Below are 22,300 nucleotides of genomic sequence, written 5' to 3'. Positions count from 1 at the left end.
AAAATGCAATTTATCTCCCCGATGCGACCCTTTGATATATGTATGCCATGTCAAACTAGTCCTGCGACTAAACATTCGTAATGTTATCTGAATACATTTAACATTCCGCCTATTAAAAAACCTATTAAACTATCTTCCTTGTCATTGTATAATCCATCTAACATAAACATTTGTACACTCAAGGAGGACAGAAAGGTGAAAAGACTTGGATTGTTACCACGCATCATCCTGGGGATCGCTTTGGGAATTATTGTCGGCATGTTTGCCCCTCATTGGTTCATCAAGATCTTCGTTACGTTCAATGAACTGTTCGGGAACTTTCTTGGATTCGCCATCCCGCTTATTATCATCGGATTCATCGCACCCGGAATCGGTTCCATGGGAAAAGGTGCGGGCAGGCTCCTCGGCCTGACAGCGGCCCTCGCATACGGTTCTACCATCCTGGCTGGCCTGGTGGCGTTCATTGCGGCGAAATCCCTGTACCCATCCCTGCTTGTCAATCAAAGCTCCAAATCGTTTGAAAACCCTGAAGAAGCCCTGCTCAAAGGATTCTTCACAGTGGAAATGCCGCCTGTCATGGGCGTGATGACCGCTCTCCTTATCGCATTCACACTGGGTGTCGGAATGGCAGCCATCAAAGGGGATGTGCTTCAAAAAGGCTTGGAAGAGTTCAAGAACATCATCGAGAAGCTTATCGAAAAGATCATCATCCCGCTCCTCCCGATCCATATCCTCGGGATCTTTGCCAATATGACTCAGGGCGGTCAGGTGACATCGATTATTTCTGTTTTTGCGAAAGTCTTCGTCATGATCATCATCCTGCATTTATTCTTCCTTATTGTACAATACACGGCAGCCGGAACGATCCGGAAGCAGAATCCGTTTTCCATGATCAAGACGATGATGCCCGCCTATTTCACGGCCCTCGGCACCCAGTCTTCAGCCTCCACCATCCCCGTGACGCTTGAGCGGACGAAGCTGAACGGCACGCGCGGAGGCATCGCGGACTTCTCGATCCCTCTCCTTGCCACGATTCACCTCTCAGGGAGCACCATCACCCTTGTGAGTTGTTCCATGGCCGTGATGTTCATCCAGGGACAAGCACTGGAGTTCACACAGATCTTCCCGTTCATCCTCATGCTCGGGATCACAATGATCGCTGCACCCGGAGTGCCTGGCGGTGCTGTCATGGCATCCCTTGGACTGCTTGAGACCATGCTCGGCTTCAGTCCGACCATGACATCCCTGATGATCGCCCTGTACCTGGCACAGGACAGCTTCGGTACAGCATGTAACGTTACAGGCGACGGGGCGATTGCGTCCATCGCCGATCGTCTTACAGGTAAAAAACAATCTGTTTCATAGGTTGCTGGTTACAGGATGGCCACACAGGGCCATCCTGTTTTTCATCCCTGTCCCCATTTTCAGGATTTTCGGTATAATGAGAGTCAGCAAGAATGAGACAGGAGGAAACGATGTGAAAACGACACTTCGCCCGATTGAAAAAGAAGATTTACCCGCACTGTGGAAGCTGTTATACAGTGACCCCTCCCCCGAGTGGAAAAAATGGGACGCTCCCTATTTCCCACACGTCAACATGTCATTAGACGAGTACGAAGCTTCATATGTTTCAGATCCTGATCGATTCCTCGAACATCAGCGGATCATTGAAGCGGACGGGCTCATCATCGGGACGGTGAGCTTTTACTGGGAATATGAACCGACAAGATGGCTGGAGGCCGGAATCGGAATCTATGATCCACGCTACTGGAACGGCGGGTATGGCACGGACGCACTCGCCCAGTGGGTAGAGCATCTTTTTGCCACCAAGGAAATTGGCAGGGTCGGCATCACCACCTGGTCGGGTAACGAACGCATGATGCGTACCGCCGAGAAAATCGGCAGGATCCTAGAAGGCAGGATGAGAAAATGCCGCTATCACGAAGGCGTGTACTACGACTCGATCCGGATGGGGATCACCAGGGAAGAATGGGAGGAGCGGTCATGAACACCGTCATCCTCGCGGGAGGCGGTCACAGCCACCTCCATTGCCTCCTGGAACGATCTAAGGAACAAACGGCCGACAGATGGATCCTCATCTCTCCTTCGCGCCACCAATATTACAGCGGCATGTTTTCAGGCTTCGTCGAAGGGGTGTACAGCGAGGAAGAAATCCGGGTCGACCTTGACGCCCTGTGCCGGAAAGCACACTGCGAGTTCGTCGAAGCCTCCGTTCTCTCCATCGATCCCATCCAACAGCAGCTGCTGACGGACGCGGGGGATCTGTATTCCTATGACGCAGCCTCCTTTGATATCGGCTCCCGGAATGAGGATCCCGGCATCCCCGGACTGGCGGGGGCCAATCTGAGAATCAAACCGAATCATCGCTTCCCTTACCAGGTAGAAAGACTTTACCGCAGCAGGGATACGGTCTTCATCGGAGGTGGAGCGGCGGCATGCGAACTCGCCCTCTCCCTTCGCGCCTGGAAAGAAAAAAACGGGAAACCCGATGATTCCATCACCGTCATTCATTCCTCTCCGCTGCTCCATGAGGCCGGGGTCCTTGCATCAAGGAATATGGCATCGCTTCTCGATCGCCGGGGGATCTCCACCGTGAAAGGAAAAGCCGAACAGGTGACGGATGGGACGGTCGTGACAGACCAGGCCCGTCACATCCCCTTTGACGAGGTGATGTTCCTCGGTGGTGCAGCAGCACAGGGACTGTTCGGCAGCAGTCTGATCCCGACGGATGAGAAGGGATTCATGCTCACGAACGCCCATCTTCAGTCCATCTCATTCCCCAGCCTTTTCGCTGCCGGCGACTGCGGCACCCTGGCAGATTTCCCCGACCTCCCCAAAAACGGGGTCACGGCTGTCAGGCAGGGCCCCGTCCTATGGGAGAACCTGAACCGGTTCCTTACCGGCCGGAAGCTTCGCGCCTTCCAACCTCGAAGCCGATACCTGTCGATCCTGTCAACGGGCAACGGCAACGGATTCCTCCTGTATGGATCTTTCGCGGTCCAAGGGAAATGGACGAGGAAGCTCAAGGAGAGATTGGACCGGTCGTTCATGAAAAAGTACAGCTCACATGAAAAATAAAAACAGGCTTTCCAGGGGAAGGGGCTTCCTTCCATGCCTGGATGGCCTGTTTTTTTAACGGTTTATCGTTTATACTCAATCAGTTTTTTCGTCACGGCAGGAACCGGTCCGTCAAAGAGCTTCTCTCTCCAGAATAGATCTGCTGTCTGCTGGACGGCCGCTGCATGATTCGGATATGGATAGGTCATATTCGAAAGGGAGCCGATGCCATTGTTCTTCGCCATGGCGTATAGGACAGGCTGCATCCAGTCCCCCGCTCCTTCCCCGACGGCATGTGCCCCGAGGATCTTCCCCTTCCAATCCGTGAGAATCTTCACTAGGCCTTGGGTCTGGTGATCTGCCACGAAGCGATCGACGTCATCCAGGGTCGTTTCGTACACCTTATAATTGATCCCTGATTCCGTTGCTTCTTCCTCCGTCATTCCTGCATGGAAGATTTCGGGTGAAGTATAGGTCACCCATGGAAGCTGATCGTAGCTTACCTTCCCCTTCAGGCCGAAGACGGCATTCTGCACCACCTGCTTCCCTTCCATCCCTGCTGCGTGAGTGAAGAAGTAGCGGCCGTTCGCATCACCGATGGAGAAGATATGGGACACATTCGTCCTCAGGTCGTCACCGGCAGGAATGAAGCCCTTTTGATCCGTCTCCACACCTGCTTTGCCCACATTGAGTGCTCCTGAGTTGGGCTTCCTTCCCGTTCCGACAAAGAGCATGTCACCGTTGATGTGGAGATCTTTACCCTCCACCGTGCAATGGAGGGAGAGTCCGTCCCCGTCCTTGGTGACCTTCTGGATGTCGGCATCCGTCACGATTCTCAGATCTTCTCCGAGGACTTGAACCGCGGCCTCCTGAATGCTCCGGTCTTCTTTGGAAAGGATGGACGACGCCTTCTCGACCACCGTCACCTCAGAACCAAGATGGCTGAAAGCCTGGGCCAGCTCAAGGCTGATCGGTCCACCCCCTATGAAGATGGCTTTTTCCGGAAGCTTCTCAAGATCGAACACCGATTCATTCGTGTGATAGGTCACATCTTCCAAGCCGGGGATCTCCGGGATAAGAGGGCTGGACCCTGTAGCGATGACGATGCTTTTACCATAGACGTAATCTTCCCCTTCTATCAAGAGGGCATTCGGGGTGACGAACTCTGCACGCCCGAAATAGATATCCACTCCCATCTCCGTGAACCGCTTAGGGTCATCCTGTTGTTGGATGCTCCCCACTGCTTCTTCGACCCGGGTCTTGACGGCAGACAGATCGACCGTCCCGCTCACATCCAAGCCGAGCGAAGCCGCCCTGCGTGCGGTGGAAACTTCTTTAGCCGCTTGGATGAACGCCTTGGACGGGACGCATCCGAAGTGGAGGCAGTCACCTCCGAGGCGCCCACTCTGTTCGATGAGGGCGACGCGTGCACCAAGGGACGCCGCACCCGACGCGACCGTCAATCCCGCTGATCCTCCACCGATCACAATCACATCATACTTCTCCATCTCTATCACTCCATTATGAAAGTAGTCGCTTTGCTTCTGCAAACCGCTGAAAGCCCGTGAACAATTCCACTGCAACAAATAGAAGGGTCGTCCAAACGACAATCGACGGGAACAGCATCATCAAGCTGAACAGGATGAACCCTTCTGTCCTCTCAGCCAGACCCGCCTGATAATAAAACGATTTTCCGCTTTCTTTCTCCGAGACGGCACCGACCGTGAGGAAGATCGTCATGGAGATGATGATTGATACACTCAGGAGGAGGAGGGGCCACATGGCCTTGGGGTGTACAGCCGCAACCCCCAGGATCACGGAAATCTCCACGATCCGATCAAACGTGACATCCATGACCGTCCCGAACGGGGAAGTCTTCGTGAGTCTCGCCATGGAGCCGTCGACCGCATCCAAAAATCCCGACAGCCACAGAAGCAGGACCGCCAGGATGGGGAATCCGGCATAATAAACGATCCCCGTTCCTCCTCCGATGATGAAAGCCGCTACGGTCACCCCATTCGGAGTGAACCCGGCCTTCAAAAATGACCGGGCGGTTGTCTCGATGCCCGGCTGCACCCATTTTCGCGCATGTGTATCCAGCATGTTCCTTCCTCCTACCGCCTTTTAGATAATCCGAGCCAGTTCTTGAGCTTCTTCCTGAAAACGAAAGGGATCGCCGCTACGAGGACGAACACGAAGATGGCTATGTAAATATGACTTTTGTCGTCCTGGACAAGACTCGAACCCAGATAGACATATCCGAATGTGCCCGGAAGGATCCCGATGGCCGTCGCCAGGATGAACGGACCATACCTCACCTTCGCCATACCGGCCAAATAACTGACCAGATCAAAGTTCAGGAATGGAACCAGGCGCATCACAAGGATGTAGATGAATCCGTCCTCTTCCATACGGCCGCGAATCCTCTTCATCCTTTCCGAAGGGTTCTTCAAGATCCGATCCCCCAGCAGGGTGGCGGCAAAGAACGCTACGGTCGCCCCTCCGATCGCACCGGCCACAATGTAGGCGAAACCTTCCAGGGGGCCGAACGCAAGCCCTGCCCCGAATGACAGGATCGACGCCGGGAAGAGGATGAGCGGACGGATCGTATAGGCTACAATGAACACGAGGGGGGCCCAGATCCCGAAGGAAGTAATCCAATCCCTGATGGCGATGGGGTTCACACTGAAAACATGACGGCTGAACCAGATCAAAAACAGGATGACGGCGAGCACAAGGGCAATCTTCAACCATTCCTTCTTCTTCATCCTTTTCCCTCCCTTCCCTCTTAGTCAAACGTTTGAATGTTTTTTTCAGAAGCTGTGACCGTGACAGGTTCACCCTGATCACCTTCGGCCACCTTCAGGACGACCGATTGTCCAAGCTCGTCTATATGTATGGAATACATATGATTTCCCATCATGTACTTTTTCGCCCTGATCTCCCCTGTCCATCGCAAATCATGAGGGTGTAAGCTCTCTGTTGATAAGTTTTCCCGATGGACGAACCGCTCATTCCCGAGGAGGAGACCGTCGCTCATGAGACCGGCGATGAACGGAGTCGCAGGATGATGATAAATATGCTCCGGGCTTCCGATCTGGGAGATGCGTCCCGCTTCAAGGATGGCGATCCTATCACCCATCTCGCTCGCTTCATCCCGGTCGTGCGTCACAAATAACGCTGTGGTGCCCACTTCCTTGATGACGGATTTGACCCACGCACGGATCTCCATCCTCCGGGTATGATCCAGGCTGGCAAACGGCTCGTCCATCAGAAGGAGCTTCGGGCGGAGGATCAGGGAGCGGATCAGCGATACTCGTTGCATCTGACCTCCTGACAGTTCGGAGGGATAATGATCCGATACGCCCATCAGGCCTGCTATCCCGATGAAGCCATCCGCTTCTTTCGTTGCCTCGTTTTTCCTGTATCCTTGCATCTTCAGTCCATACATCACATTCTCAAGGACCGTCATATGAGGGAAAAGGAGTGGTTTCTGAAAGACCATACCGACAGGCCGGTCCTTCGGTTTCATTGCCGTCACATCTCTCCCACCCAGATGGACTGAACCGGCATCCGGTACCTCCAGCCCTGCAATGATGCGGAGAAGAGTGGATTTCCCGGATCCCGATAATCCGACGAGGGAAACGATTTCTCCCTCTTCCAAACGGAGTGAGACCCCTGAGAGGATCGATTGATTCTTATAGCTCTTGTGCAATTCCTTCAGTTCCATGTGGTGTTGTTCCCCCTCCTTTTCTTCGATGACTTGTACGGGATGAAGATATTCAAAACCAACCCTGAGATAAGGTACGTGGCCGATGGGATCATCATGAACACGAGGGAGAAAGCCGCCATGACCGATTCATCTGCCGAACGGGTGAACGGGTAGTAGATCATGGCCAGCGTGACGACACTCCCCCCTCCGATGATGGCCGTGAGCACATATTGACCCAGGCTGATCACAACGGTAAGGAAGAGGACGCTGTTCAGGGCAGGGATGAGCTGAGGCAGTTCTATATGGCGGAACCTGTGCAGGGCGCCTCCCCCCAGGAACAGGGACTGCTCGATCAATTCCCTCCCGATCCCTTCATACGCGGATTTGAAGAGCTTGATGCTGTAGGGGACCGTCGGGATCAGATGAACAAGGGCGACGCCAATCCACGTGTCGGCAAGCCCCATGCGGATGAAGACCATCTGAAGACCAGCGGCGACGACCAGTGTCGGAAGGAACAGGGGCATCATCAGCATGCTTTCAAGGAAGACCTTCCCCCTGAATCGATGGAGTGCGAATGCTTTCCCTGCGGTCAACCCGATCAACAGGTTCAATACGAGGACCATGACGGCGATGACAATGGATACCACGATGGCAGACAGGAGCTCCCCTTCTCCTGCAATGACTTTCCATGCCCTCGTGTTGAGAGCCACAGGGAAAGTCTCTCCCCACCTCCAGATTCCGAATAGGCTTTTATAGACGAAAAAGCAGACTGGAAACAGGAACAACGGGATGGCGACCGCATAGAAACCGATTCGTTTCATCCGCCCCGCCCTCCACTCGCCAGCCTGAGCCGCTCATTGTTCATGGCGTGGGTCAGGAGCCACATGCTCAGGCCGACTGCGCCCCCTGCCAGGAGCAAGGCGGCGAATGCAAATGGGCGATCCGTCCACGCCCCGCTGTAGAACCATTCGTATGTAAGGACAGCAATCATTTGGGGTGACGTGACCCCAAGGAGCTGCGGGACCTCGAACGCCGTGAAGATGAACGCAAACAGGATGGCACCTGTTTCAATAATAGCCGGCTTGATGAATGGCCACTCCGCTGTGGTGAATATGTGAACGCGATTGGCACCGAGGAGGGTCGCCGCTTCTTTGTACCCTTGAGAAAGAGAGGCATAGACCGGCAGCAGCATCAAGATGACGAACGGTACCTCTTTCCAAATATATGTGATCATGATTCCGACTCCGCCCGGATCCTGCACAAGGACGGGAAAATCCGTCCGTTCCGCCATCAGACCGCTGACACCCAAGAGATTGGACAGGAATCCGCTTTGATTCAAAAGCAGGAACACAAGATACGCCCATACGAAATGCGGGAATAGCATGGGGATCCACACAAGGAGCCGGCCTGTCCCACCTCTCAGTTTTTCCTGGAAGACCCGGACGAAGAGGAGGCCGATGACGAGGGACAGGACCGTGGACACGGCTGTGATCCAGAAGCTGTAAAAGACGGAACGCATGAAGCGTTCCTTTGTGAATAGTTCCATGTAGTAGCCCATCGTCAGCGTCCCATCATCCATCAGGCTCTCCATAAAGGCCGTGATCATGCCCAGGCCGAATACCATCAGGAAAAGGATGCTTGGTACAAGTAGGAGCCCCTCAGTCCGTTTCCGCCACTTCACGCACCCAGTTCTCCTTTACCCATTCCACATAGGAGGCGTCCATCTCCCCTATAAAGGCGTCTTCCAATCGAGCAGGATCAAGGACCGTTTCACCCCTGTCGAGCTCCTCAAACTTTTTCCTCATCCCGTCTTCAAGCTTATCCACTGAAATCGGGGTGCTGTCTCCCCATCCGTCCGGCTGCATCTTCTCCAGCTGCATCTCTGGGGAAAGCATATAGTCGATGGCCACGAGGGCACCAGCCTGATTCGGTGAATTGAACGGCACTGAAAGGAAATGTGTATTCCCGATCGAGCCTGCATCTTCAAGAAGGAACGGTTTGGTCCCTTCTGGATAGATCCCCTTTTTCACAAGGGATTCCGCCCTTGCTTCGTTATACCCCATGGATATCCATATCTCCTCCTGTCCGAACAGACGATCCAGATCTGACAGCTCCTTCGGGTATGTCTTCCCATCCCTCCACAGATCCCCTTTCATTTCATTCAAGTCATCCCAAACCTTTCCGCCTGCTTCTTCGATATCTTCCCCGGCCTTCTCGATGGGCTGGTCTGAGTTTGCATTGAGGAGATGACGGATGAAGGCATTACCCGTGAAGTCCGTCGGGTCGGGATAGGTGAATTTTCCCGGATGCTCCTTCACGAACGATTTCAGCTCGTCCACCGTCCGCGGCGGGCTGTCCATCTTGTCAGCATTGTAGAAGAAGACGAACTGAACCTTCCCCCACGGTGCCTCATATCCTTCCGTCGGGGTTCCGAAGTCATAGGTGAAATCCTTTTCGTTATAGTATGACTTCATATTGGGAAGGCGCTCCGTGATGGGACCAGCGAGCAGACCGTTTTCTTTCGCATTTTTGAAGTTCTCTCCGTTCATCCATACGATGTCCATGGACCCGTCCTTTTTTCCTGCCTTCTTTTCCGTTTGGAGCTTCTGCAGGATTTCCGGTGTATCCATCGGGATCCGCTTCAATGAGATGCCGAATTCCTTCTTCAGCCCCGGAGCCACTGTGTCATCGATGTACTGGTTGACGACTTCATCCCCTCCCCACATGAAGAGGTTGACCTTGGAACCTTCCGCCTGACTGACGATATCATCCCAATCGTCCGGAAGCTTCGTTTCACCCGTTTGAGCCCCACACGACGCCAGGATCAATGAGACCATTATCACAAATACATATCTTTTCATCTTGTTCCTCCCTTTTCCGGAATTGCGTGTTATTATGTATGTAAATCAATCCCCTATAATCTGGTTTCGGAAACCTTTCCCTGCGCATTTCAGGGCGGGACGGTGACCATGCGGGCGTAAACGCCACTTCTACCTGAGAGAGGTGTCAAATGATGAAGAAGCTCATCCCATTCATACTGGCAGGAGTCATCCTGGCAGGCTGCGGCACGGACGAAGTGAAAGATGGAGATCAAGAGAACGGAAATCATGTTGAACACAATGGAATGGAGGACGGGGAAATGAAAGCCGCCATAACGAAGAAGGATTCGACGTATGAATACAGTGTCAAAAACGAGACCGACAAAGAAATGACCTTCACCTTCACCTCGGGGCAGACGATTGACTTCGAATTGAAGGACGCCGATGGGAAGGTCGTTTACAAAGATTCAGAGAACAAGATGTACACTCAGGCCATCCGGGAAAAGACCATTGCTCCCGGTGATGCACTGGCACAGGAAATCAAGCTTCCGGACCTTCCTGCAGGCACGTACACACTGAGCGCCTGGCTGACTGCCAAAGGGTCGGACGAGTATAAGATAACGGAAGAGATCGAACTTCCATAGAAAAAAGGATTCTCCGCCGGCGGCGGGGAATCCTTTTTATATCGAGGTATCCACTGGAATCTTCCTGCCCAGGGTCAAACGGGTAGGAGTCACTTCACATACGCGCCCATAAAACCGGACGCCCTTTTGTGCTGCTTCCTCCATGACCTTTGCGAAATACGGATCGATTTCAGGCGCAGAGGTGATCGAGTCGATATCCCCCCGCTGGGCGACGAATAAAACGGCGGTCTCATACTCTCCCTGAAGCGCCGCAAGCCCTTCCACGTGTCTCGCCCCCCTGGCCGTCACCGCATCGGGGAATCTTCCTGCCCGTCCATCTGACATGGTGACGCTTTTCACCTCGACCAAGAGGGAAGCGTCCCTCTCCTTGTGTCGAAGAAGGAAGTCATAGCGGGAGTGACCGATGCGGTATTCAGCCCGTTCGAACGCCCAATCAGAGAATTCATCCAGTTCACCACTCATGAACGCCTCCCGGATCAACCGGTTGGGAAGCTGGGTGTTCAGGGAGATATAGGCACCACTGTCGGGATCGCGGACCATGACGGCCGACCACTTCGTCTTCCGTGCAGGATCGTTTGCCGGCAGGAGCCATATGCTGCGGCCGGGAACGAGGATTCCCTTCAGCCTTCCCGGGTCAGGGAGGTGGACCTTTTCCACCGAGCCCCCGGGCAGCTCGCATTGGAGGATGAACCGGTTCGGCCGGGAACGGAAGATGGCTTCAACGAGCCCTTCCCCGATCTTCAGTGACGTCATGCCCGGTTCCTCTCTCATTTCAGGAGCGCGCTCCAGCTCTTCGTTTTACGGTCGAAGGAAAGAAGACCGTTGGCAGGTGCCTTCCTGATCTGCTTATAATCCTCTCCCATCTCGTCCATATCAAAGTAGTCTCCCATCACCCAGAACGGAATCTCGATCTTCCCCCTGGCGAGGATTGCCTTTTCAAGGGAGATCACGACTCCTTCTTTGAGCTTATCACGGAGTGAGCGGATGACCTCCTTCCCGATGGCGGGAAAGTCTTTTTCCTTCTTCATGCCGAAGAGACCCTTTCCGGCTTTGGAGGTCTTCATTTTCGACGTGATCGTTTCCCCGAGGAGATGATAGAAGTCTTCGAAATCCCTGTAAAACACCTTATTGAACCAGCCGTCATCGTGAGTCAGGTACGCAAAGCGGTTGTTCAGCTTGGAGTAGAAAGGCAGATTGAGAGGCTGCTTGATGTGTCCCATATAGAGCAGCTCCGCAATCTCCTGTCCGTTCAGCTCATCGACCCCGACTTCCTCTTCGAAATCGATCCAGCAGAAATCACCGTACGTCTGTACATGATCATTCATGAGCTTCTTCATATCACCCTGCTCCACATATTCCATATGGGTATGTATGTTGAACCCTCCATGCTCATACTGATGCTTGATCAGGAGCAGGTTCTGTAACGGGTGATGAGCGTTCATGACAAATTCATTGAAATGGATCCCGTAGGACACAACGAATTGCTGATCCGCATTTTGATGGACATAGATGATATCTTTCACTACATTATTAGCCTTCAAAAACGTTCCCTCCAAGTGGTGACACGATGCATGATTAATACTTCCTATTTTATCAAATTATTTCCCCTGTTGCTCTTTTCTATTTCATTTCAAAATGATGACAAAAGCAGTATAGAATTGTCGAATATAGTAATATAATAGGAAAGGCTACATCTCAAGGACAGCTAATGTGCGAAAATCGGAAAATAACCATCATATTGGTTAGCTTTTGACATAGTTTATTATTAAATCTCTTCCTATTTAGAATTTGACGCTGAAAGTAGTTATTCTTATAATGATTTTAACTTAAACTTATCCGGTTATCACTGATAACCAACAGGAGGTGACTCCTTACCCGTCTGACGGGATAAGGAAAATTATTTGGACATATACAGTTTGGTGCTTGTCGCGATTTTGATCGGTTTAACAGCTTTTTTCGTAGCTTCGGAGTTTGCGATCGTGAAGGTAAGAAAATCACAAATCGAGCAACTGGTCGAGGAAGGTAATCGAAATGCCATAGCTGCTAAGAAAATCATTACAAATCTGGATGAGTACCTCTCCGCATGCCAGCTCGGTATAACCGTGACCGCTCTTGGGCTCGGTTGGATCGGAGAACCTGCCATCGCTGGTATTTTGGAACCTTTATTATCGAAAATCGCTGCGTCCGAGGCCCTTTCCCACGGAATCTCCGTCGGGATCGCCTTCACTCTCATGACGTTCCTTCACGTTGTCGTCGGAGAGCTGGCCCCGAAGACCGTCGCCATTCAAAAAGCGGAATCACTGGCCTTATTATTCGCCCGTCCACTTATCACCTTCTATAGGATCCTGTACCCATTCATCTGGGTATTGAACGGCTCTGCCCGGGTCGTGACGAGGATGTTCGGCCTGAAGGCCGCATCCGAGCATGACGGGGCACACTCGGAAGAAGAACTTCGCCTGATTGTATCGGAAAGCTATAAAAGCGGAGAGATCAATCAGTCCGAATTCAAATATGTGAATAACATCTTCGAATTCAATGAACGCTCAGCAAAAGAAATCATGGTCCCGCGAACAGAAATTGTGACATTATCCGCCGATGATCCCATCGACACCCTCCTCGAGCTCGTTCAGGAGGAGAAATTCACCCGCTATCCCGTCACGGACGGTGATAAGGACCATATTACCGGGTTCATCAATGTGAAGGAAGTCTTCACCGACCTCCTCCATAAGGATACGGAGCTGCGGCCGCTCGGATCGTACGTAAGACCGATCATACAGGTCCTTGAGACGATTCCGATCCACGTCCTGCTCCTCAGGATGCAGAAGGAACAGACCTACGTTGCCATCCTTCTCGATGAATACGGCGGGACATCCGGACTCGTCACCATCGAGGATATCGTCGAAGAGATCGTCGGGGAGATCCGGGATGAATTCGATATGGATGAGACACCACAGATTCGGAAAATCAAGGACAACCACTTCATCCTTGATGGAAAGGTCCTTGTGAGCGACCTGAAGGATATCCTCGGGATCGATGTGACCGAAGATGATGTCGATACACTCGGTGGCTGGATCCTGACGCATAATTACGACGCTCAGCAGGGAGACAGCATTTCGTACGCCGACTTTGAATTCTACATCCAGACGATGGAGGACCATCAGATCAAATCCGTGGAAGTGACGAAGCTCCAACCGATTCCGGAAACGACCGGTGAGCCTGCTCCACTCGTGCAGACAGACAAAGCTCTTTCACAATAATGTAATAAATGGTATGAAAACGTAAAAGCCGATCCGTGGAACCCTTCCACTGACGGCTTTTTCTTTGCCAATCGCTTACAGTAGCATCCCTTCTCCCGTCCATCACAAACGGAAAGCCGTAGATAGAGAGTAGAAATTTTCCTCTCTTTCTATTAGACTAAGATATGTGAAATCTTTAGAAATACAGGTGAAATGATTATGGAAAACCGCCAGCGTCTCGCTGATCGAATCGATTGGGGATTGCTTTTCATCCTCATGTTATTTTTTATTGTCAGTGCCATTAGCATAAGCAGCGCCCAAACGTCGGGACAGTATGCAACAAACTTCGTCATCCGCCAGGCTTTCTGGTATGTGGTGGGGGGCGTGATCATTACAGGAGCCCTTTTCTTCGACTCGGACCAGTACAAGCGACTCGCCTGGTACGCATATGGAATCGGGATCGTGCTCCTTCTCGGTCTCAGGGTCATGCCTGAAAGCATCGTCCCTTACCGGAACGGTGCACACAGCTGGTATAAAATCTCGGAATCGGTCCTCATCCAGCCTTCCGAGTTCGTCAAAACCTTCCTGATCCTTGCCCTTGCACGAGTGATCACGAACCACCATGAGCAAAACCAGGTGAAGACCGTACAGTCCGACTTCATGCTTCTTGCCAAAATCGGATTGACGGCCCTTGGGCCGCTTGCCCTCATCATCACCGATGACCTTGGGACAGCCCTCGTGTTCATTGCCATCGTCACAGGGATCATCCTCGTTTCAGGCATAACGTGGAAGATCATCGTACCGATTTACGGAAGCATCGCCGTCATCGGCGGGACCATCTTCTCCCTTGTTCTTTATGCACCGGATTTCCTTGAAAAGTACCTCGGTGTGGACAAGTACCAATTCGGTCGGATCTACTCATGGCTCGATCCGTATAACTACACAAGGGAAGAAGGATTCCACTTGATCAAGTCCCTGAACGCGGTCGGATCGGGACAGATTTACGGGAAGGGATTCAACGGCAGTGAAGTCTATATCCCGGAAGCCCACACCGACTTCATCTTCAGCGGGATCGCCGAGCGTTTCGGCTTTGTCGGGGCAAGCGTCGTGATCAGTCTCTTCTTCATCCTGATCTATCATTTGACCAAGACTGCCCTGGATACAAAAGAGCCTTACAATGCGTATGTGTGCGCAGGTGTCATCAGCATGATCACCTTCCACGTATTCCAGAATATCGGAATGACGATCCAACTCCTTCCGATTACCGGGATCCCGCTCCCTTTGATCTCCTATGGAGGAAGCTCGCTCATGGGGAATATGCTTGCACTCGGCCTCATATTCAGCATGAAGTTCCATCACCGATCGTATATGTTCTCGTCGGATAATTCTTGATCAAGAGTTGCATTCTCCATCAAAATGTGTAAAATATAGTTAATTATATGACAAACCGTCGATGATGAAGAGAGTAGTCCCATTGTGGAACAAAGCGAGCCGGGGATGGTGGGAGCCTGGTGGGAAGCACGGGATGAACCGCACTTTTGAGATGCCGTCTTACGGCCGGGGAATCCCCCCGTTATGCAATAAGAGCCCTTGTTGGAGGGAATCAGAGTGGTACCGCGAGTTCAAACTCGTCTCTATGTTTTATAGAGGCGGGTTTTTTTATTTTTTCTGGAGGTGGATGAAGATGGATTTAAAGATGATTTTTGCAGACGTACTGCACGAACAGGTTTTACCCCATTGGGACAAAGAAAAGCTTTACACCTTGATCGAAACGCCAAAGTTTTCTCATATGGGCGACGCAGCCTTCCCTTGCTTCGGCCTTGCCAAGGAACAGAAAAAGGCACCCCAGGCCATTGCCGCCGAGGTTTCGGGAAAGGTCCACTCCCCCTATTTTGCCTCTGTTGAAGCAGCGGGTCCTTATGTGAATGTCAAATTCGACCCGGTCAAAGCCGGCAAGCAGATTGTCTCCATGATTCTCGATCAACAGCAGCAATACGGGACCCAGACGTTCGGCAATGACCGTACTGTCGTCTTGGATCTTTCATCACCCAATATTGCCAAGCCTTTCTCCATGGGGCATCTCCGTTCCACTGTGATCGGAAACGCCATTGCCGGCATCGGCGAAAAATGCGGATTCGATACGGTGAAGATCAACTATGTCGGGGATTGGGGTACCCAGTTCGGGAAGCTGATGGTTGCGTACAAAAAATGGGGGAACGAGGAAAAGGTCAAACAGAATCCCATTGCCGAGCTCTTCACCCTCTATAAGCGATTCCATGAAGAAGCAGAAACGGATCCTTCCTTGGATGAGGAAGGCAGAAAAGCATTCAAGCTCCTTGAAGACGGAGACGCAGAAATGGTCTCTCTTTGGAAATGGTTCAAGGATGAATCACTGAGTGCGTTCAAGGAAATCTATACCCTTCTTGGAGTGGAGTTCGATTCGTATAACGGTGAAGCCTTCTTTAACGACAAGATGGATGAAGTGGTCGAACTCCTGTCCGAAAAAGGATTATTGACTGGATCCGATGGTGCCCAGGTAGTCTGGATGACCGATGACACAAACCTTCCACCCTGCCTGATTAAAAAGTCGGACGGTGCGACCTTATATGCCACCCGCGATCTCGCCGCCGCCCTATACCGCCAGCGGGAGTACGGATTCGATGAAGCCCTCTATATCGTGGGTCAGGAACAGACCGTCCACTTTAAGCAGGTGAAAAACGTTCTGGCACAGATGGGCTTTGAATGGGCCGACCATATGAAGCATATCCCCTTCGGACTCTACCTGAAAGGCGGCAAGAAAATGTCCACGAGGAAAGGCCGCGTCATCCTCCTGGAGGAAGTACTGAGGGAAGCGATCGCCCTGTCCCAACAAAACATCGAAAGCAAGAACCCTCATCTGCCCGATGCAGAAGCTGTGGCCAAAGCGGTCGGTGTCGGGGCCGTCATCTTCCACGACCTGAAGAACGACCGTCTGAATGACATTGAATTTTCATTGGATCATATGCTTACATTCGAAGGCGAGACCGGGCCTTATATCCAATATACGAATGCAAGGGCCCATTCGATCCTGAGAAAATCCAACGTAGAGGCCGGATCGTTCACAGGCCTTGCTGATGTTGAAAGCTGGGAGGTCATCAAGCAGCTGCGGTTATTTCCAGAGGTGATCGCCCGCTCATGGACCCACTATTCCACGTCGATCTTGGCGAAATACCTGATTGAGACGGCTCAGCATTTCAACCGCTACTACGGGAAAACCAAGATCCTCTCGGGCGACGGTGATCAGGCATCACGCGTAAGCCTCGTAGCCGCGGTATCCATCGTTCTGACAGAAGGGCTGCGGATCCTCGGCATCTCAGCACCAACGGAAATGTAATCTCGATTCCTGTCGGATATTTCTCGGGAAATAGCGACAGGAATCGTTTGTTTTCACGAAACTGTAACGAAGGGTCCGATGACTCTTCCCTGTAATCATGGTATACTTTCAAGGGTCCTATCCTGCAGGGCATGTACATCGTGTCGATTGAAAGAATATCCGGTCGACCTGCATTACTGCTTGCCAGTGCGTGAGCCGACACTTATTGAACAAGGAGACTCATTGAATATGTCTGAATGGATACATATGTTTGAAACGTGGTTGATGGATTATGGTGTATGGGGATTGATTTTGGTGTCTTTCGCAGACTCATCTTTCTTCCCGATCCCACCTGATGTCCTGCTTATCCCTATGTCCATTGCCAACCCGGATAACGCATTGTTATATGCCTTTTATACGACAGCCGCTTCCGTTATCGGAGCCCTTTTCGGATGGTGGATCGGAAAGAAGCTCGGCCGACCGGTACTGGTCTATTTATTCAAAGAAGAACGCATACAAAAAGTGGAGGATTACTTCAATAAGTTTGGTCCAATGGCCATCCTGATTGCAGGGCTCACTCCCGTTCCTTATAAAATTTTCACCATCTTCGCAGGAGTTTCCGGCATCCGGATCCGCGTGTTGGTCATCTGGTCGATCATCGGTCGCGGATTCCGTTTCTTCCTTGAAGCGATCATCATCATGACCCTCGGCGAAAAGGCAAAGCCCTTCATTGAAGAAAACTTTGCCATGCTCAGCTTTGTCGTGGGAGCCGTGCTCGTCATCCTGTATATCGGATACGTCATGATCAAGAAAAAAAGAAATTCTGTACAATAAAAAAGAAAGAGTCCGTATCCCCGGAAATCCCAGGGCACGGACTCTTTCTTTTTATCCTTCGACGCCAACGATGAAGTCCATATGTCCAGGAAGCACCTTCATGGTCTGACGCTTACCGTCATACAGCTCCCCGTCCATATCAAACTTCTCTTCTTCGGAGAGCTCGACCTCCAAGCTCGATGTACGGATATGACGGATATCCTCGAACGTGTGGCTCACATCGCCGGTCCCCTTCATCAAGAAGAATTCCTTCAGAAGCGGAAAGCCCGTCCGTTTCACAAGATACAGATCGAGCAGTCCATCTTCAAGGCTGATGGATTGAGGCAGGGCATTCGCACCGATGGATTTCCCATTGGCGGCCAGGACCATCACCACTTCTTCTTCGAACTCCTCTTCATCGGTTTTCACCTTCACCGTCATGATCGGGGCATCCTGGATGGATTGGAAGGCACTGATGTAATAACTCAGTTTTCCGAGTACCCCTTTTGAACCGACGTCGATATTATCGCTTGCCTGCGAAATCAAACCGGTTCCCCAGAAATTACTGAAGTATCGGTCGTCCGTCTTGACGAGGTCCACACTCTTCCGCAGGGGGTGCTCGACGATGAGCTGGACGGCCTGCTTGATATTCATGGGGATATGAAGGGATCGGGCAAAATCATTGCATGTCCCGCCAGGAAGGATGGCTGTCAAAGGGCGCTCATCCAGGTCAGCGAGCCCGTTGATGACCTCATGGACCGTCCCGTCCCCACCGAGGACGATGACGAGGTCGAATGAACGGGCATTTTCACGGCAGAAGCGCTCGGCGTCGCCTTTATCCTTTGTCGGATGGATCGTTAGATTAGTGCACACATCCAAAAGCGGGGGGATGGCATCCTTCAGCAGTGCTTCCAGTTTTCCCTGCCCCGCCTTTCCGTTGCATATCAATAGAATGTCTGAGTACATGGCGCTCACCTGCTTTCTTCTCAATAAGGGTATGTAGCCGGGTATTCCAGGAAACAAAAAGAGGCTGACCCAAAACGATGAGGAATAGTCATCCTTAAAGGACAGGCCAAATGAGTTCTGCGTATTCATTTAACAGTCAAAAGCCTCACTCATGTGTCAGTGCGTTTACCCGTCTTGGGTCAACCTCTTTCCTAGGCTGTATGTGTTGTGGATACAGACAGCAATGAACGGTGTGCCAGCCCGAGTCTGCCCCTGATGTAGCTCTCGGGATCAAATGGGATCGAACGGCCATTCATCAGATGGAGCTCCACTTCTGCAAACATCGAAAGCGCCCGGCTTACTTGATCCAGTGCCTGGGTCAACTTCATCGCGTCCAGTTCCTCCGTCCCGCTCAAGCAGAAATAGGACAATTCATCCGCCTTCTTCTTGATGTCCTTCAGTGTAGCCATATCGAACATCAGTCTCTCCATGGGATCCCCTCCTCTTCATTATTCCCTAGTATATCGTGAAGGGTCGGGAATTATGTCTGTACATCCCCATGGACATTAAGAGTCTTGTGTTAACGTCTTCGGTAATGGCTGATACTGCTTCAGTGACTGTAGGATTTCCCGTCTTGATTTCGTTTTGGTGATGTTGACACCGACATTCGACAATTTGGTTATCACTCGTTTTAAGCGATCGTTCTCCTTTACCACGTTATTCACCTCTTTTTTTGGCCTTTGGCCAGTTTGGTTTCGTACAAGAAGGATCATAATCAACAGCGACAGCTCTTGTATGTATCACTCACCTATTTGTACGTTCGACGCTTTAAAAAGTTTCACCTTTATTCAATTGCTTTTCTTTTTCCCCAAATATGAAACAATAATCCTACAAAGCTGAACTTTTTTCTCCGTTCGACCGATCGATCTTTTATCACGTCAATCATTGAACCTGAAACCGGTCTTCGGGGCAGCATCTAATGAAAAACCGGACGCGGGCGCCCGGTTTATACTCTCTTATGAAACATCGCCGTCATGCCCTCACGCTCACCCTCCACCTACAAGTTTCGGCATAATTCTTCAATCCAGGAAGGATTTTCACTTCATTCCTCGAATTAACTCATTACTACCATAAAGGAGGAATCTCACTATGAGTCGAGTCGTCCATACGCATACACCACGTAAGGAAGTTCGCCATTTCAGACGTTCCAACCGCAAGAAAGTATTCGTAGACAGCGTCCTTGATTTCTTCTTTATGCTGATCGGAATCACAGTCATCACCAGTGTCTTGCTGGTCGTACTCGGATTCTGGAAAATCTTCTAGGCTCTATACGTGCCTTTTCTCCATGAAATTGAGCCCCAGACCGAGGAATAACACTCCCATAAGGAGAAGGATGGAAACCGGATAAAGGATGTCTCCCAGACCGAGCTGATTGACGGTGATGCCCTTCAGGATCTCCATTCCATATGTGATGGGGATGACTTTGGAAATCGCGATCATCACGGGGGAGCTCACGATCTCAAGCGGCCAGTAAGCCCCGCCAAGCATGGCCATGCTCACGGCAACAATGGGAATCACGGCATTGAAGTGCTGGGATTTCTTCACTAGCCCCGTGATGAAGATGGATAATGCCACGATTGCAAAGACATACGGGATGAGCAATACGAGCACCCATGCGAAATGGCCGTAGAAATTAACATCTGTGATGTAGCGGAATACCAGGAATACCAGGAGGATCTGGGCGTACCCCAGGATGAAGCTGTATAACAGATTAGCCGTATACATTTCCCACTTCTTCACGGGAGACAGGATCATCCGGTCCCAGATCCCCATTCGCTTCTCATTCATGATGGTCGCCACATTATAAGCGATCGTATAAATCACGAAAAACAGGGAGAATCCGAAGAGCGACTGAAGCTTCACATCGTATACCCAGTCCCCGTCGCTCCGGAACGTCGTTTCCTTTAGGGAGAAAGACGGGTCATCTTTGACATCCTTGAACCATCCCTGTACCTCATCCGAGCCGATTCCCTGCTCCGCAGCAACAGCCTCCACTTCCTTCTGTTGTGCCACCTTCATGTACGCCTTCCTCACGATCTGATTGATCTGTGGTACGTTCGGGGTATCGGCCGAGGCGATGATCGTGTAATCATCATCACCAAGGATAAGGCCAAGTGAGCTCTTCCCTTCACTGACCTGGTCATCAAGGTCACCCTTCGACATTTCCTGGAAGATGATTGAATCGGTTGCCTTCAATTCCTCCATGATCGCTTTGGGAGCGTCTCCCCCCCCTTCCGTCGAGTACGGAACGGTCACTTCATTGGCCCCGGACTGACTGGTAAAGAAAGCAAACATCAGACAGACAATGGTGGTGAGTAGGAACGGCCAGGGCTTCCTGATCAACATTTTCAATTTTCCGTACAATAGACCCTTCATACTGCGTGCCCCCCTTCCTTAGGAAATACAATCGTGGCCACAATGATGGCAAGGAGACCGAAACCGAGCATGGCCCATATGTTCGGAAGCACCTCTCCGATCCCATATCCTTGAAAGACTTTGAAATACGCTGTCATGGCCGCTCCATTCGGGACAAGATCGGCGAGGATCCCCATGACCCTGCCGCTCGTAAGCGGACCGAAGCTTCCACCGAGGAAGGCGAGGACTGCCACTCCGATGGAGGAAAAAAAGCTCGCGATTGATTCCGAATTGCCTTTGTAGCATATAGCCGTGATCAACGCCCCTAATCCTCCGACGGCAAAACAGATGCATAGGGTCACGAGGAGAAATGCGCCTATGTCCGGGAATTTCACTCCATAGAAGAGCGCACTCGCACTGAACAGGATACTGATCTGGAGGAACGCGAGGATGATCGTGGTGATCAATACGCTCAATAGATACTTCAATGGTGATACCCCGGCAAAAATCAATCGGTCAAACACGCGATCTTCCTTCTCCATGAAGGCGAAGCTTCCCATATTCGTCGCGATATAAAGGACGAACATCACACTCATCCCCACTGCATAATACGCCATGGACGATAGGGGTTGACGGTCCTCGAGCTTTTCCACCGAACCGAAGGACGCATCATCGGGAATGATGGCCGCAGGGTCGATCCCCGCTTTTCCTGCCTGCAGGGCAAGGGTGTATTGCTCTTGATACGACGTGAGCATATCGGTCACCATATTGGCTGTAAGCGGTCTTCCATCATTTTTGATGACGGTGATATCGGGACTTTCACTCCCGTCAAGGAACGCCTGTCGCAGCATGGTCAGGGTATAGCCTTCGGAAAAATGGATGATGGCTGAATACTCATCGTTATCCCTGAGCCGGTCAAGATCTTCTGCTTTTTTCTCTTTCAGCTGAATGAACTTCTTCACTTCTTTACTTCCGAATAAATCCTTTTTCAGGGCGTCGATGGGAAGGGCCTGGGTAGCTGCCGCTTTCAATCCCTCTTTTTGTTGTGCAGGCATCTCGCTCTCATCTACTTCTTGTTGGAACTGCTTGAGTTCATCTGAGGGATTCCCTTCCACAACGAAACCAACCTTGGCTTCAATGGGTTCTTCCTCACCGTTCATCAGATCCCCCAAGGCAAATCCCAGGATGGTGATGAGCAGAAGGGGCATCCCCAACAGGATGAGGAGGATCTGGGGGTTCCGGATCATCAGGAGCAATTGTTTTTTGATAAATGGAATCGTCATCTT

General features: G+C 51.4%; 23 protein-coding genes. 9 read left to right on the top strand and 14 right to left on the bottom strand.

Annotation, left to right across the window (positions count from 1 at the left end; translation table 11 throughout):
* Positions 1-195: 195 nt before the first annotated feature.
* The 3 genes from AF331_RS09720 (at position 196) to AF331_RS09710 (ending at position 3,099) form a co-directional block, all read left to right on the top strand.
* The gene (locus tag AF331_RS09720) at positions 196-1,365 is read left to right on the top strand and encodes a dicarboxylate/amino acid:cation symporter (protein WP_053427963.1); all 1,170 of its coding nucleotides are present in this window, start codon (positions 196-198) and stop codon (positions 1,363-1,365) included.
* Between the two features lie 112 nt (positions 1,366-1,477).
* Positions 1,478-2,008, top strand: a complete 531-nt coding sequence (locus tag AF331_RS09715) for a GNAT family N-acetyltransferase (RefSeq protein ID WP_412177715.1) — start codon at positions 1,478-1,480, stop codon at positions 2,006-2,008.
* Positions 2,005-3,099 carry an FAD-dependent oxidoreductase gene (locus tag AF331_RS09710; protein ID WP_053427961.1) on the top strand — a complete coding sequence of 365 codons (1,095 nt, stop codon included), beginning with the start codon at positions 2,005-2,007 and terminating at the stop codon, positions 3,097-3,099. Before AF331_RS09715 ends, AF331_RS09710 begins: the two co-directional genes overlap by 4 nt.
* Before the next feature lie 62 nt (positions 3,100-3,161).
* On the opposite strand, the gene AF331_RS09705 is transcribed toward AF331_RS09710, so the two are convergent.
* From AF331_RS09705 to AF331_RS09675, 7 genes are read right to left on the bottom strand one after another with little or no spacing between them, the layout of a single operon-like run.
* Positions 3,162-4,586 carry a dihydrolipoyl dehydrogenase family protein gene (locus AF331_RS09705; RefSeq protein WP_053427960.1) on the bottom strand — a complete coding sequence of 475 codons (1,425 nt, stop codon included), beginning with the start codon at positions 4,584-4,586 and terminating at the stop codon, positions 3,162-3,164.
* 13 nt (positions 4,587-4,599) lie between these two features.
* A complete protein-coding gene (locus AF331_RS09700; protein ID WP_053427959.1) occupies positions 4,600-5,181 on the bottom strand; it encodes a CDP-alcohol phosphatidyltransferase family protein in 582 nt (193 codons plus the stop codon).
* 11 nt (positions 5,182-5,192) lie between these two features.
* Positions 5,193-5,846, bottom strand: coding sequence for a TVP38/TMEM64 family protein (locus AF331_RS09695; RefSeq protein ID WP_053427958.1), 654 nt, complete (start codon positions 5,844-5,846; stop codon positions 5,193-5,195).
* Positions 5,847-5,866: 20 nt separating this feature from the next.
* Complete coding sequence (locus AF331_RS09690; RefSeq protein WP_053427957.1) at positions 5,867-6,808, bottom strand: ABC transporter ATP-binding protein; 942 nt, start codon at positions 6,806-6,808, stop codon at positions 5,867-5,869.
* Entirely contained in the window at positions 6,799-7,611 is an 813-nt protein-coding gene (locus tag AF331_RS09685) for an ABC transporter permease (RefSeq protein WP_053427956.1), read from the bottom strand. Before AF331_RS09685 ends, AF331_RS09690 begins: the two co-directional genes overlap by 10 nt.
* On the bottom strand, positions 7,608-8,471 hold the full coding sequence (locus AF331_RS09680) for an ABC transporter permease (RefSeq protein ID WP_053427955.1): 864 nt from the start codon (positions 8,469-8,471) through the stop codon (positions 7,608-7,610). Before AF331_RS09680 ends, AF331_RS09685 begins: the two co-directional genes overlap by 4 nt.
* A complete protein-coding gene (locus tag AF331_RS09675; RefSeq protein ID WP_053427954.1) occupies positions 8,449-9,651 on the bottom strand; it encodes an ABC transporter substrate-binding protein in 1,203 nt (400 codons plus the stop codon). The genes AF331_RS09680 and AF331_RS09675 overlap by 23 nt, the downstream gene beginning before the upstream one ends.
* A gap of 152 nt (positions 9,652-9,803) precedes the next feature.
* On the opposite strand from AF331_RS09675, the gene AF331_RS09670 reads away from it, so the two are divergent.
* The gene (locus AF331_RS09670) at positions 9,804-10,253 is read left to right on the top strand and encodes a BsuPI-related putative proteinase inhibitor (protein WP_160316511.1); all 450 of its coding nucleotides are present in this window, start codon (positions 9,804-9,806) and stop codon (positions 10,251-10,253) included.
* Between the two features lie 36 nt (positions 10,254-10,289).
* Here AF331_RS09670 and sfsA read toward each other — a convergent pair whose 3' ends face one another.
* Both sfsA and AF331_RS09660 read right to left on the bottom strand, forming a co-directional pair.
* Complete coding sequence (sfsA, locus tag AF331_RS09665) at positions 10,290-11,024, bottom strand: DNA/RNA nuclease SfsA (RefSeq protein WP_053427952.1); 735 nt, start codon at positions 11,022-11,024, stop codon at positions 10,290-10,292.
* The gene (locus AF331_RS09660) at positions 11,021-11,794 is read right to left on the bottom strand and encodes a hypothetical protein (protein ID WP_053427951.1); all 774 of its coding nucleotides are present in this window, start codon (positions 11,792-11,794) and stop codon (positions 11,021-11,023) included. The genes sfsA and AF331_RS09660 overlap by 4 nt, the downstream gene beginning before the upstream one ends.
* A gap of 375 nt (positions 11,795-12,169) precedes the next feature.
* Between AF331_RS09660 and AF331_RS09655 the strand changes: the two genes are divergently transcribed.
* The 4 genes from AF331_RS09655 (at position 12,170) to AF331_RS09640 (ending at position 17,675) form a co-directional block, all read left to right on the top strand.
* The gene (locus AF331_RS09655) at positions 12,170-13,510 is read left to right on the top strand and encodes a hemolysin family protein (protein WP_200908249.1); all 1,341 of its coding nucleotides are present in this window, start codon (positions 12,170-12,172) and stop codon (positions 13,508-13,510) included.
* A 198-nt stretch (positions 13,511-13,708) separates the two neighbouring features.
* Positions 13,709-14,881 (top strand): FtsW/RodA/SpoVE family cell cycle protein, encoded by a 1,173-nt coding sequence (locus tag AF331_RS09650; RefSeq protein ID WP_053427949.1) that lies wholly within the window; start codon positions 13,709-13,711, stop codon positions 14,879-14,881.
* 292 nt (positions 14,882-15,173) lie between these two features.
* A complete protein-coding gene (gene argS / locus AF331_RS09645) occupies positions 15,174-16,862 on the top strand; it encodes an arginine--tRNA ligase (RefSeq protein ID WP_053427948.1) in 1,689 nt (562 codons plus the stop codon).
* 228 nt (positions 16,863-17,090) lie between these two features.
* Positions 17,091-17,675 (top strand): YqaA family protein, encoded by a 585-nt coding sequence (locus tag AF331_RS09640; RefSeq protein ID WP_053427947.1) that lies wholly within the window; start codon positions 17,091-17,093, stop codon positions 17,673-17,675.
* Positions 17,676-17,726: 51 nt separating this feature from the next.
* Here AF331_RS09640 and AF331_RS09635 read toward each other — a convergent pair whose 3' ends face one another.
* The 3 genes from AF331_RS09635 to AF331_RS23015 form a co-directional block, all read right to left on the bottom strand.
* Positions 17,727-18,620, bottom strand: a complete 894-nt coding sequence (locus AF331_RS09635; RefSeq protein WP_053427946.1) for a diacylglycerol/lipid kinase family protein — start codon at positions 18,618-18,620, stop codon at positions 17,727-17,729.
* A gap of 191 nt (positions 18,621-18,811) precedes the next feature.
* Positions 18,812-19,090, bottom strand: a complete 279-nt coding sequence (locus tag AF331_RS09630; RefSeq protein ID WP_053427945.1) for a hypothetical protein — start codon at positions 19,088-19,090, stop codon at positions 18,812-18,814.
* Positions 19,091-19,165: 75 nt separating this feature from the next.
* Positions 19,166-19,372 (bottom strand): Lmo0850 family protein, encoded by a 207-nt coding sequence (locus tag AF331_RS23015; protein WP_053427944.1) that lies wholly within the window; start codon positions 19,370-19,372, stop codon positions 19,166-19,168.
* Positions 19,373-19,748: 376 nt separating this feature from the next.
* Here AF331_RS23015 and AF331_RS22365 point away from each other — a divergent pair, with 376 nt between their 5' ends.
* Positions 19,749-19,922 (top strand): hypothetical protein, encoded by a 174-nt coding sequence (locus AF331_RS22365; RefSeq protein ID WP_156183343.1) that lies wholly within the window; start codon positions 19,749-19,751, stop codon positions 19,920-19,922.
* Positions 19,923-19,925: 3 nt separating this feature from the next.
* On the opposite strand, the gene AF331_RS09620 is transcribed toward AF331_RS22365, so the two are convergent.
* Positions 19,926-21,035, bottom strand: a complete 1,110-nt coding sequence (locus AF331_RS09620) for an ABC transporter permease (RefSeq protein ID WP_053427943.1) — start codon at positions 21,033-21,035, stop codon at positions 19,926-19,928.
* Complete coding sequence (locus AF331_RS09615; protein WP_053427942.1) at positions 21,032-22,297, bottom strand: ABC transporter permease; 1,266 nt, start codon at positions 22,295-22,297, stop codon at positions 21,032-21,034. The genes AF331_RS09620 and AF331_RS09615 overlap by 4 nt, the downstream gene beginning before the upstream one ends.
* Positions 22,298-22,300: the final 3 nt, after the last annotated feature.

This window comes from Rossellomorea marisflavi (assembly GCF_001274775.1).
GTDB classification, from domain to species: domain Bacteria; phylum Bacillota; class Bacilli; order Bacillales; family Bacillaceae_B; genus Rossellomorea; species Rossellomorea marisflavi.
This window is presented reverse-complemented; position numbering and strand designations above follow the sequence as displayed.

Coding starts and splice junctions, on each gene's coding strand:
- sfsA (WP_053427952.1), bottom strand. CDS start 11,024: ATGAGAGAGGAACCGGGCATGACGTCACTGAAGATCGGGGAAGGGCTC.
- AF331_RS09685 (WP_053427956.1), bottom strand. CDS start 7,611: ATGAAACGAATCGGTTTCTATGCGGTCGCCATCCCGTTGTTCCTGTTT.
- AF331_RS09615 (WP_053427942.1), bottom strand. CDS start 22,297: ATGACGATTCCATTTATCAAAAAACAATTGCTCCTGATGATCCGGAAC.
- AF331_RS09690 (WP_053427957.1), bottom strand. CDS start 6,808: ATGGAACTGAAGGAATTGCACAAGAGCTATAAGAATCAATCGATCCTC.
- AF331_RS09670 (WP_160316511.1), top strand. CDS start 9,804: ATGAAGAAGCTCATCCCATTCATACTGGCAGGAGTCATCCTGGCAGGC.
- AF331_RS09700 (WP_053427959.1), bottom strand. CDS start 5,181: ATGCTGGATACACATGCGCGAAAATGGGTGCAGCCGGGCATCGAGACA.
- AF331_RS09675 (WP_053427954.1), bottom strand. CDS start 9,651: ATGAAAAGATATGTATTTGTGATAATGGTCTCATTGATCCTGGCGTCG.
- AF331_RS09630 (WP_053427945.1), bottom strand. CDS start 19,090: ATGGAGAGACTGATGTTCGATATGGCTACACTGAAGGACATCAAGAAG.
- AF331_RS09640 (WP_053427947.1), top strand. CDS start 17,091: ATGTCTGAATGGATACATATGTTTGAAACGTGGTTGATGGATTATGGT.
- AF331_RS22365 (WP_156183343.1), top strand. CDS start 19,749: ATGAGTCGAGTCGTCCATACGCATACACCACGTAAGGAAGTTCGCCAT.
- AF331_RS09620 (WP_053427943.1), bottom strand. CDS start 21,035: ATGAAGGGTCTATTGTACGGAAAATTGAAAATGTTGATCAGGAAGCCC.
- argS (WP_053427948.1), top strand. CDS start 15,174: ATGGATTTAAAGATGATTTTTGCAGACGTACTGCACGAACAGGTTTTA.
- AF331_RS23015 (WP_053427944.1), bottom strand. CDS start 19,372: ATGATCCTTCTTGTACGAAACCAAACTGGCCAAAGGCCAAAAAAAGAG.
- AF331_RS09650 (WP_053427949.1), top strand. CDS start 13,709: ATGGAAAACCGCCAGCGTCTCGCTGATCGAATCGATTGGGGATTGCTT.
- AF331_RS09635 (WP_053427946.1), bottom strand. CDS start 18,620: ATGTACTCAGACATTCTATTGATATGCAACGGAAAGGCGGGGCAGGGA.
- AF331_RS09710 (WP_053427961.1), top strand. CDS start 2,005: ATGAACACCGTCATCCTCGCGGGAGGCGGTCACAGCCACCTCCATTGC.
- AF331_RS09695 (WP_053427958.1), bottom strand. CDS start 5,846: ATGAAGAAGAAGGAATGGTTGAAGATTGCCCTTGTGCTCGCCGTCATC.
- AF331_RS09705 (WP_053427960.1), bottom strand. CDS start 4,586: ATGGAGAAGTATGATGTGATTGTGATCGGTGGAGGATCAGCGGGATTG.